A 14,332-nucleotide genomic window follows, 5' to 3' on the forward strand; every position below is an offset into this window, starting at 1 on the left:
AGACAAAAAGAAACCAAATTGAAAACCGTTTTCAAAAAAAGCGGCAATCGGACAATAATTTTATAACAATAGTGCAAGTAATTACTCCCGTATATGGATTAAAATAGTAACAGTAAGAATATTAATATCAACCAAGGAGGGCAAAGCTTATGACAAATGAAGCTTTAGGTATGATTGAAACCAAAGGTCTTGTTGGCTGTATTGAAGCAGCTGATGCAATGGTTAAATCTGCAAATGTAGTATTAACAGGCTATGAAAAAATCGGTTCTGGTTTAGTAACCGTTATGGTTCGTGGCGATGTTGGTGCTGTAAAAGCAGCCGTAGACGCTGGCGCAGCTGCAGCTGACAAAGTAGGTCAGGTTGTTTCTGTACACGTTATCCCAAGACCACATCAAGATGTGGAAAAAATGTTACCTAGTTTTTAATCTAAATTTAATGGAGGTGTAGATTAATGAAAGATGATTTAATGAACAAATTGATGGAAGAAGTCATGAAAAAAATGGATGAAGTTGAAGAAACAGGTACTTGTGCAGCAGCAACTGGTGTTTGTGGCTTAACTGAATTCGTTGGAACCGCCATTGGTGACACCATTGGTTTCGTAATCGCTAATGTAGACTCTCAGTTACATGAAGCAATGAAAATTGACCCTAAATATAGATCAATCGGTATTTTATCCGCTCGTACTGGTGCTGGCCCTCAGGTTTTCGCAGCTGACGAAGCTGTTAAAGCTACCAACACAGAAGTTGTTTCCTGCGAATTCGCAAGAGATACAAAAGGTGGCGCTGGTCACGGTTCTTTAATTATTTTCGGTGCTGAAGACGTATCTGATGCTAAACGTGCTGTTGAAGTCGCTTTAAATGACTTAAACAGAACTTTCGGCGATGTATACGGAAACGACGCTGGCCATCTGGAATTCCAGTACACAGCAAGAGCTTCTTTCGCTTGCAACATGGTATTAGGCGCTCCAATTGGTAAAGCATTCGGTATCGTTGTAGGCGCTCCTGCAGGTATCGGCGTATTAATGTCTGATGCTGCTTTAAAAGCTGCTAACGTAGAATTAGTTGGTTATGCTTCACCTGATAATGGTGGCACACAGTATTCAAACGAGTCCATGATTTTCTTCTCTGGCGACGCAGGTGCTGTTCGTCAAGCTATTTACGCTGCAAGAGAAGTTGGTAAACCAGCTCTGGAAGCTATGGCTGGTCCTGCACCATCTTCTACAACTCCTTATATTTAAGAAGCAGTAGCGAAATAGTTATAGAAAAGAGGAGGAATGACTATGAGATCAAAAAGATTTGAAGCGTTAGATGCTCGTCCGGTTAAAAAGGACGGTTTCGTAAAAGAATGGCCTGAAGTAGGTCTTATTGCAATGAATAACCCCGGAGATCCTACTCCGAGCTTGAAAATTGAAAATGGCGTTATCGTAGAAATGGACGGTAAGGCAAGAGCAGAATTCGATATGCTCGATACCTTCATCGCAAACTACGGTATCCGTACAGAAAAAGCACAGGAATACATGGCAATGGATTCTCTGGAAATTGCTCGTATGCTTTGTGATATCAACGTACCAAGAGCAACTGTTGTAGACATTACTACTTCCATTACTCCTGCTAAAATTACCGAAGTTTTAGGTAACATGACAGTACTGGAAATGATGATGGCACAGACAAAAATGCGTGCCCGCTTAATGCCTTCTAACCAGTGCCACGTTACCAACGTTAAAGATAACATGGTTCAGATCGCGTGTGACGCTGCTGAAGCTGCTATCCGTGGTTTCGACGAAATGGAAACAACCGTTGGTATCGCTCGTTACGCTCCTTTCAACGCCTTAGCGATCATGGTTGGCGCAAATGTTGGCCGTCCTGGTATCTTAACACAGTGTGCTGTTGAAGAAGCGACCGAACTTGACTTAGGTATGAAGGGCTACACCGCTTATGCTGAAACGATTTCTGTATATGGTACAGAACCAGTATTCATGGATGGCGATGATACTCCTTACTCTAAAGCATTCTTAGCATCCTGCTACGCTTCCCGTGGCCTTAAGATGCGTTTTACATCCGGTTCCGGTTCTGAAGTACAGATGGGTTATGCCGAAGGTAAATCCATGTTATACTTGGAAGCCCGCTGCTTATATGTAACAAAAGGCGCTGGCGTTCAGGGTACTCAGAATGGTTCCGTATCTTGTATCGGTGTACCTGCCGGTGTACCTGGCGGTATCCGTGAAGTATTGGCTGAAAACTTATTAGCAGCATGTTTAGACCTTGAATGTGCTTCTTCTAATGACCAGACCTTCACCCACTCAGACCTTCGTAGAGTTGCTCGTTCATTAATGCAGATGGTACCAGGTACGGACTATATCTGTTCTGGTTACTCTTCTACACCAAACTACGACAACATGTTCGCAGGTTCTAACTGGGATGCTGAAGACTATGATGACTGGAACGTAATCCAGCGTGACCTTAAGATCGACGCCGGCTTACAGCCAGCTGATGAAGATACTGTTGTTGCTGCCCGTGCAAAAGCTGCCCGTGCTATGCAGGTTATCTTCCGTGAATTAGGCTTACCGGAAATCACCGATGAAGAAGTTGAAGCTGGTACATACGCTAACGGTTCTCAGGATATGCCTGACCGTGACGTAGTTGCTGACCTGAAAGCTGCTGAAGACTTAGTAAACCGCGCAACCGCTGTTGACTTCGTTAAAGCATTAGACCGCGGCGGCATGAGAGATGTTGCTGAATCTATCTTCAACATTCAGTTACAGAAATGTGCTGGTGACTACTTACACACCGCTTCTATGATCACATCTGACTGGGAAGTTGTTTCTGCAGTTAACTACATGAATGACTACCATGGTCCAATGACTGGTTATGTAATCAGTGATGAAAGATGGAAAGAAATTCAGGATATTCCATGGGCTGTTGACCCAGCCAGCATTTAAGGAAAGGGGTGTAGTAGAATGGCTATTAATGAACAAATGTTAAAAAGTATCATCGAAGATGTTTTAAATGAAATGAGCGGCGCTGCTCCTGCATGCGATGCTGCTCCTGCTGCTCCGGCTGCTTCTGCCGCTGCTGCTGCAGGTTCTGTTGAATTAACTCCAGTAGGGGATGTTCAGCAGGGCGTTGCTGCTGACGAAGTTCTGATTGGTTTAGCTCCAGCTTTTGCTGAATTCCAGACAGAAAATATTGTTGGCGTACCTCATGATAAAATCTTAAAAGAAATTATTGCCGGTATCGAAGAAGAAGGTTTAAAAGCTCGTGTTATCAAAGTATACAGAAGCTCCGACGTTGCTGTATGCGGACATGACGCTGCTGAACTGAGTGGTTCTGGCGTTGCTGTTGGCTTACAGTCAAAAGGCACCTGCTTAATCCACCAGAAAGATTTACCACAGTTATCTAACTTGGAATTATTCTCTCAGGCTCCTTTGATCGATTTAGACACCTATCGTGCCATCGGTAAAAATGCTGCTAAATATGCTAAAGGCGAAAGCCCGGCTCCAGTTCCGGTTCGTAATGACCAGATGGCTCGTCCTGCTTATCAGGCTAAAGCTGCTCTGTTACACATTAAAGAAACAGAACATGTTGTGCCAGGTAAGAAACCTGTAGAAATGAAAGTTACATTCAAATAGGAGGTGGATAGAATGACTCAAGAACAAATGTTAGAACAGATCGTTAAACAAGTTATGGCGTCTATGTCAGCTGCACCAGCTGAAGCACCTTCTTGTGCTTGTGGCGACAAAGTTACAAAAGATGATTACCCAATCGGTGATAAGAGACCAGAATTAATTATCTCTGCTACTGGCAAACAGTACAAAGAATTAACACTGGATAAATTATTAGCTGGTGAATTAACCGCTGAAGATTTAAGAATCAGACCAGAAACTCTGGAATTACAGGCTCAGGTAGCTGAATCTGTACATCGTGATGCATTCGCAGGCAACTTAAGAAGAGCTGCTGAATTGATCGCTGTTCCAGATGCTCGTTTGCTTGAAATCTACAATGCACTGAGACCTTACAAATCTACTAAAGATGAACTGTTAGCTATCTCAGAAGAACTGAAAACTCAGTACAATGCACCTATCTCTGCAGCTTTAGTAGCAGAAGCCGCTGAAGTTTACTATGTAAGAAAGAGATCTAAAGAATTTAAGTAAACACAACATAATCCAGGAAATTGTTTGGAGGAAGCGATATGATTATTGCAGGTATTGATATTGGTAATGCAAGTACCGAAACGGCGCTTGCCCGATATACTGACGGAAAACCTGAGTTCCTGAGCAGTGGCATCGTTAGTACCACTGGTATGAAAGGGACACGTCAAAATATTCATGGAGTGTTCGCCTCTCTAAAACAAGCCCTAGAAAAAGCAAACTTAACTGTTGATAATGTTGATTTAATTAGAATCAATGAAGCCGCTCCAGTTATTGGTGATGTGGCTATGGAAACTATTACTGAGACAATTATTACAGAATCAACCATGATCGGTCACAATCCTTCCACACCGGGAGGATTGGGGACCGGCGTTGGTGTTACTGTAAACATAAGGGAAATTAATAGTGTTAAAAAAGGCGACTCGGTTATTGTCATCATTCCGCGTGAAGTTGACTTTGAGAGTTCCTCCAGCATTATTAATCAGGCCGTTGCAAACGGCATTTTTGTAAATGGTGCCATTGTCCAGCGTGATGATGGCGTTTTAATTAATAACCGTTTGAACAAACAGATCCCGATTGTCGATGAAGTTTCTTTAATTGATAAGGTTCCGCTTGGAATGCGTGCTGCTGTAGAAGTAGCAGCTCCAGGAGCCGTTGTTGAACAATTATCCAATCCTTATGGGATTGCAACAGTCTTCGATTTATCCTCAGATGAAACCAAACAAGTTGTTCCTGTATCAAGAGCCTTGATCGGGAACCGTTCTGCCGTTGTCATCAAAACACCAGCAGGGGACGTTAAAGAACGTAAAATCCCAGCTGGTAAAATCATTATCCAGGGCGAACATAAAAAAGCCGAAGTTAATGTTGATGAAGGCGCGGAAATCATCATGGATGCAATCCGAAGCGTTGCGCCTGTCGAAGATGTTAAGGGGGAAGCCGGGACAAACGCCGGCGGTATGCTCGAAAAGGTAAGACAGGTTATGTCAAACCTGACTGAACAGAATCCTCAAAACATCAAAATTCAGGATTTATTAGCTGTTGACACCTTTGTGCCTCAGAGCGTAAAGGGTGGTATGGCCGACGAATTTTCCATGGAAAATGCCGTTGGTATCGCCGCGATGGTTAAGGCTGATAAATTACAGATGAACATGATTGCTGAAGTTCTTGAAAAAGAACTGAACGTTAAGGTTGAAGTCGGCGGTGTTGAAGCTGACATGGCGATCCGCGGTGCGTTAACCACCCCGGGGAGCAATAAACCGCTCGCGATCATTGACATGGGCGCAGGATCGACAGATGCTGCTATTATTAACAGGGCTGGCGAAATACATTCTATTCATCTGGCAGGCGCTGGTAACATGGTCACCATGCTTATCGGTTCAGAACTTGGTTTCGAGGACTCAGGTCTGGCAGAAGATATTAAAAAATATCCTTTAGCAAAGGTAGAAAGCTTATTCCATATTCGTCATGAAGATGGAACTGTTCAATTTTTTGATGAACCATTAGATCCGAGATCATTTGCACGTGTCGTTATTCTGACACCAAGTGGCATGGTTCCGATTCCAGGAAACCATTCGCTGGAAAGAATCCGTACTGTGCGCCGAGAAGCAAAAACCAAAGTTTTTGTTGTCAACGCGATTCGTTCATTGGAACGCGTCAGCCCAACTGGTAATGTAAGAGACATCGAGTTTGTTACATTGGTCGGTGGCTCTGCGCTCGACTTCGAGATTCCGCAGCTGGTAACGGATGCTTTATCAAAATTCAGTATTGTAGCAGGTAGAGCAAATATAAGAAGTGTAGAAGGTCCAAGAAACGCAGTTGCCACCGGATTAGTACTTGCGTACGGCGAAGGTGAATAACATGAACGTGAACTTCGAAGCTCCAAAACCAGAAATAAAGGTTTATTACAATAAAAACTCTGTCAATAAAAGCATTGTCACACAGGTTTTATTAGGCATCGAAGAAGAAGGTTTACCTTATTCTCTTGAAGAAAAGAACAACAATGACGGCGTTGAGCTGGCTTACAAAGCGGCTGAGGTCTCACATCTCGGTGTGGGCATCGGTATCGGCGACAGTATTGTTTTACATTACATTAAGCTGAAAGAAAACGCTCCGCTGTTTTCAGTCTGTCTTCAGGATGATGAGAATACCCTCAGAGCCATTGGCGCAAATGCGGCCAGACTTGTAAAACGAATGCCTTTTAAAGACATTGGCAGTGCTAAATAGTGAGGGGGGATTTATTTGAGACAAGCATTAGGGTTGATTGAAGCGATTGGGCTGGCAACAGCCATTGAAGCCACTGATGCTGCTGTGAAATCAGCAAATGTCGAGTTGCTTGGGTTAGAATCCGCTAAAGGCGACGGTATGCATACCATTAAAGTTGTTGGCGACGTAGGTGCCGTTAAAGCTGCTGTTGAAGCGGCGACGGCGGCCTGTGCCAAAGGCCGCGGTGTCTTTAGTACAAAAGTGATTGCACGTCCGGCCGATGGGCTTGGACCGATGATCTATAACAACCAGACAATGGGCTTTGATCCGGAACAGGATCGCGATCGGATGGAACTGGACTCTTACTGGGTTTTTAACAAGTATGACCAGAAAAAACCGACAACCGCAGTGGAAAAAACACTGACGCCTATTTCTGAAGAAAAAGATGAAGCAGTCGAAGAACAACCGACAGAAGAAGAATAATCCTTGCGAACAGCAGATCCATAGATCTTAAAGAAAAGGTGTAAGCGAATGAATGATATTGAAAGAAAAGTGATTGAAGAGATTGTCATCAACACTGTCAAGAAATTAATGGCAGAAAAAGACGCTCCCAATCGCGTGCCGTTGGGCGTTTCCAATAAACATCTTCACTTGACACAGGAACATGTCGAAATATTATTCGGCAAAGGACATCAGCTTACAAACTTGAAAGATGTTAAACAGCCTGGTCAGTTTGCATGTGAAGAATGTGTAAAAATCATTGGACCCAAAGGTGAATTTCCTAAAGTTAGAGTTTTAGGACCAGCAAGAAGCGAAACCCAGATTGAACTTTCAATGACCGATGCACGAACATTAGGTGTGAATGTACCGATTCGTGAATCCGGAAAACTGGAAGGAACACCGGGACTTATTCTGGAAGGACCGTGCGGACGTGTTGAACTGGATCATGGTGCCATTGCGGCACTGCGTCACATTCACATGACTCCGGACATTGCAGAACAGCTGGGACTGAAGGATGGCGATTGTGTAGGTGTGGAAAGCAGTGGGCTGCGTCCTACTCTTTTCCGTGATGTGTTGGTACGTGTATCACCGAAATATGCTTATGAAATGCATATTGATACCGATGAAGCCAATGCTGCCGGACTTAAAAATAATGACATTTTAAAAATTGTTAAAAAGCAGGAGAAATAATGGACTGGAAGAGCGGTAATGACACGATACTAGAGTTTAATGAACTGATCAAAGCCAAAAGAGCAAACCCTTATCAGGGTAACCTGAAGGTTGGCGTCGACCTTGGTACAGCCAATATCGTTGTAGCTGTTGTTGACGAAAATAACCGTCCGGTAGCAGGCGCTACCCAGGGCGCTCACGTTGTAAGAGACGGGATCGTCGTGGATTATCTCGGAGCGGTGAACATCGTCAGAACATTAAAATCCGAAGTCGAAAAAATTATTGGTGTTGATTTAACGTATGCCAATGCCGCAACCGCTATCCCACCTGGAATTTTGGAAGGAAATACTAAGATTATTTCCAATGTTGTGGATTCAGCTGATTTTACCGTTACCAATGTGGTCGATGAACCGACGGCGGCCGCAACCGTTTTGGGAATCCAGAACGGAGCTGTTGTAGACGTTGGGGGTGGTACCACCGGTATCAGTATTTTGAAAAATGGTGAAGTCATTTTTACAGCCGATGAGGCAACTGGCGGGACGCATATGAGTCTTGTCATCGCAGGCGCTTATCATATCAGCTTTGAAGAAGCAGAAGAAATGAAAAAGCATGAAGACCAGCGGAAGATATTTCCAGTCATTAAACCAGTTGTGGAAAAGATGGCGTCAATTGTCCATCGTTTTATCCAGGGCTATGATGTCGACACCATTTATGTGGTCGGCGGGGCCTGTGTTTTTGATAAATTTGAACAGGTTTTTGAAAAAGAAATCGGCATCAAAACAGTAAAACCCGTAGAACCTTTGTTGGTAACTCCTTTAGGGATAGCCTTTAATTGTCAAAGGTAAGGAATGTGGTGATATAATTTGGACTTAAAAGATTTGATTAACAGTGAAGCCTTTATGGATGTTTTTATCCAGAAGGTTGTCGAAGAAGTCATCAAAAGAATAAAAAATAAACCTAAAACAGCGCTGGTTGTTTTTTCCGGTGCGGCGATTGGGTTTAAACAGGCAATGGATTCACTGGTCAAGTTAAAAAATGATGGTTGGCAATTAAAGGTTTTCCTTTCGGATGAGGCGATGAACGTATTCACTCCGAGCTATATACAGGAAACCTTAGGCTTAGACACCATTTATAACAGTGGTTCCAAGGTAGCCCAAAAAGAACTTTACGGTGAAGTTGATCAAATCATTATTGCAGCGACAACTGTTAATACCGCAGCAAAGGTTGCTCACGGTATTTGTGATAATGAAATGCTCACCCTCATCAACCACGGGATTATGGCCGGAACACCAGTTGTTTGTGCGATCAATGGCGCATGTCCGGATGACAGCGTCAGAGCCCAGCTGGGAATGGGAAAATCCCCACAAGGCTACCGTGAGTTACTGAGAAATAACCTCAAGGCTTTAAAAAGTTTTGGAATCAAGCTGGTCAGCTCAGATGAGCTGTATGATGGCTGTGTTGGGAAAGACAGTTGCAAGGACGCGCTTCAGAGCAGCGCCTGTGCAGCGCCTGCACAGACAGCCAAAGAATCCGATCCCTTTGAACCGGATGATGGCATGATTGCAAAACGTATCATCAGCCGGGGCGATGTATTATTACACCGCAACAGCAAAGTGATCAAAGTGCCTGCGGACGCTATCATTACAGAGTATGCTAAGGAAGCAATCGCTACCCTTGGTCTTCGTGTAGAAAAGATATAGTAGGTGATTGAATGCATTTAGCAAAAGTAGTTGGTAATGTGGTTTCAACCCAGAAGGATTCTAACCTTGTGGGCTGTAAGCTTTTAATTATCAAAAAAATCAATGAAAACGGGGAGTTTGAAAAATACTCCAGCCAGTCTACTGCCATTGCGGTCGACTCTGTCGGCGCTGGCATTGGTGAAACCGTCATTGTAACGACCGGTAGTACGGCCCGTTATGTTTACGGGGATAAACTGGCACCGCTTGATATGACTATCGTTGGAATTGTTGACGAAATTCAAATTGTTTAGTGAGGTAGAAATATGCCAAATGTCTATACAAGAGGCGGTGACAAAGGTGAAACCGGTTTGTTTGGCGGTAACCGCACGCCTAAAGATGATATTCGGGTAGAAGCCTACGGTACAATGGATGAAGCCAATTCAGCCATTGGCCTGGCCTATTCTTTATCTGAAGACAATGACATCCGCGAAATCCTCCACCATTTACAAGAAAGAATTTTCGTTTTAGGTGCGGAACTCGCCAGTGATGAAAAGGGGAAGGCAATGTTGAAGGATGGGATTTCCCAGGCAGACATTGACTTTATGGAAGAAAAACTCGACTATTACCTTTCCGTTATCGGCCCGCAAAAATCGTTTATTGTACCAGGGAAAAACCCTGTATCCTCAGCCTTGCATCTGGCTCGTACAGTTGTACGGCGCGGCGAAAGAAGAATTGTGGAGTATACCCACAAGGATCCTGATGTAAGACCGGAGCTGGTGAAATTTGCCAACCGTCTTTCCGATCTGCTTTTCGTTCTCGCAAGAACTGAAGAATACAACGAAATGGTGAAAGAAGTCGTCAGACGAGTCGTTGAAAAAATAAAAATGGCTGAAGCGCCTTCAGAAGAAGCTCCTGAGGAAGAGAAAAAAAAAGACTTTTCACTTCTGACAACTGCTAAGAGAATGGGAGCAGCAGCAAGGGTTAAAGCAGAAGAAATGGGTGTGCCTATTGTTTTTTCCGTTGTTGATGCAGGTGGTAATTTAACGTATTTTGAAAGAATGGAAGATTCCCTGCTTGCCAGTATGGATATTTCAGTTAACAAGGCTTATACAGCCAATGCGTTGAAAATGTCTACCGATAAGGTTACCGATCTGGCAAAAGAAGATGGAGCACTCTTTGGAATTCAATTTACTAATGAAGGCCGTATTGTGACCTTCGGTGGTGGTTATCCACTCATTGTTGAGGGAAAAGTTGTCGGCGGTATCGGCGTTAGCGGCGGTACAGCAGACCAGGATATGGCCATTGCACAAAGCGCATTAGCTATTTTATAAAAGAGAAGATTTAATAGAGGAATCCAGGAGGAAATCTGTATGAATATTGATACAACAGGTATTGAATATATTGTAAAAAAGGTAATGGATCAGATCGACTATGCTGAAGAAACCGGTGCTCCGGTAGTAGATGGCAAAGACGGCGTTTTCCAGACCATGGACGCTGCAATTGAAGCTGCTGCAGTTGCCCAGAAGGAGTATATGAAGAAACCATTGGCACTGCGTCGTCAGATGATTGCTGCAATGCGTGAAATCATGCTCAAAAAAGAAAATATTGAAACAATCTGCGCGATGGTTGTTGAAGAATCCGGTATGGGTAACTATGAACACAAGTTAGCTAAACACCGTCTTGCAACAACGGGTACACCGGGCGTTGAAGATTTATTGACAGAAGCATGGGCTGGCGATGACGGCTGTACATTACTTGAGCTGTCACCATTCGGCGTAATCGGTGCGATTACACCGACCACAAACCCGAACGAAACCATTGTTAACAACAGTATTGGTATGTTAGCTGCCGGCAATGCGGTTGTTTTCTCACCCCATCCAAAGGCATTAAAGACAAGCTTCTTATGTATTAAATTATTAAATGAAGCCATTGTTTCTGTTGGTGGTCCGAGAAACTTAATCGTAACCTGCGCTAACCCCACAATTGAAGCTGCTAACGAAATGATGGTTCATCCTAAAATCAGAATGTTAGTTGCGACAGGTGGCCCAGGTGTTGTTAAAGCGGTTCTGTCCAGTGGTAAAAAAGCTATTGGCGCCGGCGCTGGTAACCCACCGGCATTGGTTGACGAAACCGCAGATATCGAAAAAGCAGCAAAAGATATTATCGACGGCTGTTCTTTCGACAATAACCTGCCATGTATTGCAGAAAAAGAAGTTGTTGTTGTTGACCAGGTAGCAGACTATCTGATTTTCAACATGAAGAAAAACGGCGCATATGAAATTACAGACAAAAAAGCCATTGACGCTTTAGCCGATCTGGTTTGTCCTGAAGGCCGTCTGAGCCGTGACTTTGTTGGTAAATCTGCTAAATACATCGCAGCGGCAGCTGGCCTGGATGTTCCTGAAGACACACGCGTGTTAATCTGCGAAACTTCTAAAGATCATCTGTTGGCTGTAGAAGAACTGATGATGCCGATTCTTCCAATCGTTCGTGTTGCTAACGTTGATGAAGGTATCGATGTTGCTGTTGAATTAGAACATGGAAACAGACACACCGCTATCATGCATTCCAAAAATGTAGATAAATTAACAGAAATGGCTAAGAGAATCCAGACGACCATTTTCGTTAAAAATGGTCCATCCTACGCTGGTATTGGCTTTGGTGGTGAAGGTTATCCGACATTCACGATTGCAGGTCCGACCGGTGAAGGCTTAACATCTGCTAAATCCTTCGCAAGAAGAAGAAGATGTGTGCTCGTTGGGGGATTCGATATTAAATAACAATAACAGGGGTGTTGCTCATGAGCACAAATTTAGTTGAAATAGTCAAAAGCGCTGGTATTATTGGTGCCGGCGGGGCTGGCTTCCCAACCCATGTGAAAATCGACGCTGAAGTTGATACAGTTATTGTCAACGGTGCTGAATGTGAGCCTTTGTTAAGAGTTGACCAACAATTAATGGCCGAGAGAGCCCACCACATGCTGGTGGCTCTTCAGGCTGTTATGGATCATACTAAGGCAAAGGCAGGCATTGTCGGACTTAAAAAGAAATATGTCCCGGCCATTGGCGCTTTAAGACAGGACTTACCAAATTTTCCAAAAATCGACCTTCACATTATGAATAATTTCTATCCTGCCGGTGATGAACAAACACTGGTATATGAAACAACAGGGAGAATTGTTCCAGAGGGTGGAATTCCATTAAATGTTGGAACTTTAGTCATAAATGTAGAGACACTTCTCAATATTTATGATATAATGAACGAGGACAAGCCCGTAGTAGATAAATATATTACTGTTACGGGAGCAGTCCGCAATAAAATCACGACAAAGGTTCCACTTGGAATTACTGTTCGTGAAGCACTTGAGTTGGCTGGCGGAACAACCATTTCCGATTTTGTCATTATCAATGGTGGACCAATGATGGGGAAAATTGTCGATATCGACTCCTACGTCACAAAGACCACAAAGGGCTTTATTGTTTTACCGAGCGATCATCCATTGATCGAATCAAAGACAAGAAGCATCCAGGATACGATAAAATTAGCCGGAATGGCGTGTATGCAGTGTAGTTTATGTACAGAAGTTTGTCCGAGACACAGTCTGGGACATAACCTTGAACCACACAAGCTTATGCGAATCGCAGCCTATGGCTCAACTTGTGATACGACCACTCAAGCTACAAATGCTTTCTTATGCTGTGAATGTGGCTTATGTCAATATGCGTGCGTTATGGATCTCCAGCCTTGGAAGTTCAATATCGCACTCAAGCGGGAATTAGGCAGCAAAGGCATCAAAAACCCACATCACAACAAACCTGAACAGGCTGATCCTTTCAGATCGGCAAAACAGTTTAACGTACATCGTTTAATTTCTCGTCTGGGTCTGGATGAATATGATCAACCAGCTCCGATGGTCGATTGCGGCAAACAGTTTACTGAAGTAACCATTCAGCTGGCACAGCACATTGGTGCACCTGCTCAGCCGGTTGTCAGTGTAGGGGATGTTGTTGAAAAGGGAACCCTGATCGGAGAAATCCCGGAAGGAAGCCTTGGCGCCCGTATTTTCGCAAGTATCGACGGTAAAGTAACTGCCGTCGAAGATGGTAAAATTACCATCCGGTCCTAAATAATTTAATAAGGGGGATAATTATGGACTTTACAATGTTAATTACCGCGTTTGGCGGTGGTTTATTAGCTGCTGCTATCGGTGGTGTTCCTTCATTCGTATTTACAGGTTTAACTGTAATTGCTGCTATTTTTGGCGGAGAAGCTGGTGCTCCTATGATTGGTGCGTTAAGCTTTGGTTCTTTCTTTGGACCTCACGTAGCATTCGGTGGTGCTGTAGCCGGTGCTGCATACGCTAAGACTAAAAACCTGTTAGACGACGGTCAGGATATCGTTACTCCATTATTCAAAACTGGAGACGCTGGTGTTCTGTTAGTCGGTGGTGTATTTGGTATTATTGGTTTCTTAATTCAGTACTTATTAGGTGCCGTTCTTGGCGGAATGGTATTCAGCTATGCAGGTTGGACCGATACTGTTGCTTTAACAGTATTCATCTCTGACATCTTAGTACGTTTGATCTTCACAAAATCTGGTCTTACTGGTAAATATACTGGTACTGAAAAGAGAAAATACTTCCCAGAAGGCAAACGCTTAAGCTTCTTAATTATGGTAGGCTTAGGTATTGGTATTGCTATTGGTGGCTTAGCTGCTACTTTAGGTCAGTTAGGTGTAGCTGGTTCTGATGAAGCTTTATACTTATTCAATAACATCGGTTCCATCGGTTTCGGTATCGCTGCTGTATCCCTGACGTTCTTATGTATGGGTCTTCCTTTAGAAGGATACCACCACGTAATTCTGCCAGCAGGCACAACAGCTATGATCGTTTTCGCTGCTACATTAAATCCATTCTTAGCAATCTTAGGTGGCGCTATCATGGGTATCATTACCTCTGTATGGGGCGAAGTAATGGCATTGACATTCAATAGCTATGCTGATTCTCATATTGACCCTCCAGCAGCTACTATCTGGGTATGGCAGTTAGTTAACTTTAGCCTGTTAATGATGTTATTACCATCAGTTCTTTAATTTTTTAATCTAGTAATTATACGTAATTTGTAGCAAATAAGCA

At 43.5% G+C, this 14,332-nt stretch carries 16 protein-coding genes; all 16 read left to right on the top strand.

Annotation, left to right across the window (positions count from 1 at the left end; all coding sequences use genetic code 11):
• Window positions 1–149 precede the first annotated feature (149 nt).
• From pduA to BUC22_RS19640, 16 genes are read left to right on the top strand one after another with little or no spacing between them, the layout of a single operon-like run.
• Window positions 150–425 (top strand): propanediol utilization microcompartment protein PduA, encoded by a 276-nt coding sequence (gene pduA, locus BUC22_RS19565; protein WP_013382334.1) that lies wholly within the window; start codon window positions 150–152, stop codon window positions 423–425.
• Window positions 426–451: 26 nt separating this feature from the next.
• Window positions 452–1,237: a propanediol utilization microcompartment protein PduB gene (pduB, locus tag BUC22_RS19570; protein WP_013382333.1), complete on the top strand. Its 786-nt coding sequence runs from the start codon at window positions 452–454 to the stop codon at window positions 1,235–1,237.
• 42 nt (window positions 1,238–1,279) lie between these two features.
• Window positions 1,280–2,938: a propanediol/glycerol family dehydratase large subunit gene (locus BUC22_RS19575; RefSeq protein WP_013382332.1), complete on the top strand. Its 1,659-nt coding sequence runs from the start codon at window positions 1,280–1,282 to the stop codon at window positions 2,936–2,938.
• An 18-nt stretch (window positions 2,939–2,956) separates the two neighbouring features.
• Window positions 2,957–3,628, top strand: a complete 672-nt coding sequence (locus BUC22_RS19580; protein WP_013382331.1) for a propanediol/glycerol family dehydratase medium subunit — start codon at window positions 2,957–2,959, stop codon at window positions 3,626–3,628.
• Between the two features lie 12 nt (window positions 3,629–3,640).
• A complete protein-coding gene (locus tag BUC22_RS19585) occupies window positions 3,641–4,150 on the top strand; it encodes a diol dehydratase small subunit (protein WP_013382330.1) in 510 nt (169 codons plus the stop codon).
• A 38-nt stretch (window positions 4,151–4,188) separates the two neighbouring features.
• Window positions 4,189–6,003, top strand: a complete 1,815-nt coding sequence (locus BUC22_RS19590; RefSeq protein WP_013382329.1) for a diol dehydratase reactivase subunit alpha — start codon at window positions 4,189–4,191, stop codon at window positions 6,001–6,003.
• A 1-nt stretch (window position 6,004) separates the two neighbouring features.
• On the top strand, window positions 6,005–6,370 hold the full coding sequence (locus tag BUC22_RS19595; protein ID WP_013382328.1) for a glycerol dehydratase reactivase beta/small subunit family protein: 366 nt from the start codon (window positions 6,005–6,007) through the stop codon (window positions 6,368–6,370).
• Window positions 6,371–6,385: 15 nt separating this feature from the next.
• The gene (locus tag BUC22_RS22500; protein WP_013382327.1) at window positions 6,386–6,832 is read left to right on the top strand and encodes a BMC domain-containing protein; all 447 of its coding nucleotides are present in this window, start codon (window positions 6,386–6,388) and stop codon (window positions 6,830–6,832) included.
• A 48-nt stretch (window positions 6,833–6,880) separates the two neighbouring features.
• The gene (gene pduL, locus BUC22_RS19605; protein WP_013382326.1) at window positions 6,881–7,540 is read left to right on the top strand and encodes a phosphate propanoyltransferase; all 660 of its coding nucleotides are present in this window, start codon (window positions 6,881–6,883) and stop codon (window positions 7,538–7,540) included.
• Window positions 7,540–8,364 (top strand): ethanolamine utilization protein EutJ, encoded by an 825-nt coding sequence (gene eutJ, locus BUC22_RS19610; RefSeq protein WP_013382325.1) that lies wholly within the window; start codon window positions 7,540–7,542, stop codon window positions 8,362–8,364. The genes pduL and eutJ overlap by 1 nt, the downstream gene beginning before the upstream one ends.
• Before the next feature lie 18 nt (window positions 8,365–8,382).
• Window positions 8,383–9,219 (top strand): flavoprotein, encoded by an 837-nt coding sequence (locus BUC22_RS19615; RefSeq protein WP_013382324.1) that lies wholly within the window; start codon window positions 8,383–8,385, stop codon window positions 9,217–9,219.
• 11 nt (window positions 9,220–9,230) lie between these two features.
• A complete protein-coding gene (locus BUC22_RS19620) occupies window positions 9,231–9,509 on the top strand; it encodes a EutN/CcmL family microcompartment protein (RefSeq protein WP_013382323.1) in 279 nt (92 codons plus the stop codon).
• Window positions 9,510–9,521: 12 nt separating this feature from the next.
• Window positions 9,522–10,529 carry a cob(I)yrinic acid a,c-diamide adenosyltransferase gene (locus tag BUC22_RS19625; protein WP_013382322.1) on the top strand — a complete coding sequence of 336 codons (1,008 nt, stop codon included), beginning with the start codon at window positions 9,522–9,524 and terminating at the stop codon, window positions 10,527–10,529.
• Window positions 10,530–10,568: 39 nt separating this feature from the next.
• Window positions 10,569–11,978 (top strand): aldehyde dehydrogenase family protein, encoded by a 1,410-nt coding sequence (locus BUC22_RS19630; protein WP_013382321.1) that lies wholly within the window; start codon window positions 10,569–10,571, stop codon window positions 11,976–11,978.
• A 20-nt stretch (window positions 11,979–11,998) separates the two neighbouring features.
• Window positions 11,999–13,324 carry a 4Fe-4S dicluster domain-containing protein gene (locus BUC22_RS19635; RefSeq protein ID WP_013382320.1) on the top strand — a complete coding sequence of 442 codons (1,326 nt, stop codon included), beginning with the start codon at window positions 11,999–12,001 and terminating at the stop codon, window positions 13,322–13,324.
• A gap of 23 nt (window positions 13,325–13,347) precedes the next feature.
• Window positions 13,348–14,289 carry a DUF7973 family transport facilitator gene (locus BUC22_RS19640; RefSeq protein WP_013382319.1) on the top strand — a complete coding sequence of 314 codons (942 nt, stop codon included), beginning with the start codon at window positions 13,348–13,350 and terminating at the stop codon, window positions 14,287–14,289.
• The last annotated feature ends 43 nt before the right edge of the window (window positions 14,290–14,332 follow it).

Source organism: Eubacterium callanderi (assembly GCF_900142645.1).
In the GTDB taxonomy this organism is placed as follows: Bacteria; Bacillota; Clostridia; order Eubacteriales; family Eubacteriaceae; genus Eubacterium; species Eubacterium callanderi.

Coding starts and splice junctions, on each gene's coding strand:
- BUC22_RS19620 (WP_013382323.1), top strand. CDS start 9,231: ATGCATTTAGCAAAAGTAGTTGGTAATGTGGTTTCAACCCAGAAGGAT.
- BUC22_RS19585 (WP_013382330.1), top strand. CDS start 3,641: ATGACTCAAGAACAAATGTTAGAACAGATCGTTAAACAAGTTATGGCG.
- BUC22_RS19630 (WP_013382321.1), top strand. CDS start 10,569: ATGAATATTGATACAACAGGTATTGAATATATTGTAAAAAAGGTAATG.
- BUC22_RS19595 (WP_013382328.1), top strand. CDS start 6,005: ATGAACGTGAACTTCGAAGCTCCAAAACCAGAAATAAAGGTTTATTAC.
- BUC22_RS19640 (WP_013382319.1), top strand. CDS start 13,348: ATGGACTTTACAATGTTAATTACCGCGTTTGGCGGTGGTTTATTAGCT.
- BUC22_RS19625 (WP_013382322.1), top strand. CDS start 9,522: ATGCCAAATGTCTATACAAGAGGCGGTGACAAAGGTGAAACCGGTTTG.
- BUC22_RS19575 (WP_013382332.1), top strand. CDS start 1,280: ATGAGATCAAAAAGATTTGAAGCGTTAGATGCTCGTCCGGTTAAAAAG.
- pduA (WP_013382334.1), top strand. CDS start 150: ATGACAAATGAAGCTTTAGGTATGATTGAAACCAAAGGTCTTGTTGGC.
- pduB (WP_013382333.1), top strand. CDS start 452: ATGAAAGATGATTTAATGAACAAATTGATGGAAGAAGTCATGAAAAAA.
- BUC22_RS19590 (WP_013382329.1), top strand. CDS start 4,189: ATGATTATTGCAGGTATTGATATTGGTAATGCAAGTACCGAAACGGCG.
- pduL (WP_013382326.1), top strand. CDS start 6,881: ATGAATGATATTGAAAGAAAAGTGATTGAAGAGATTGTCATCAACACT.
- BUC22_RS19635 (WP_013382320.1), top strand. CDS start 11,999: ATGAGCACAAATTTAGTTGAAATAGTCAAAAGCGCTGGTATTATTGGT.
- BUC22_RS19580 (WP_013382331.1), top strand. CDS start 2,957: ATGGCTATTAATGAACAAATGTTAAAAAGTATCATCGAAGATGTTTTA.
- eutJ (WP_013382325.1), top strand. CDS start 7,540: ATGGACTGGAAGAGCGGTAATGACACGATACTAGAGTTTAATGAACTG.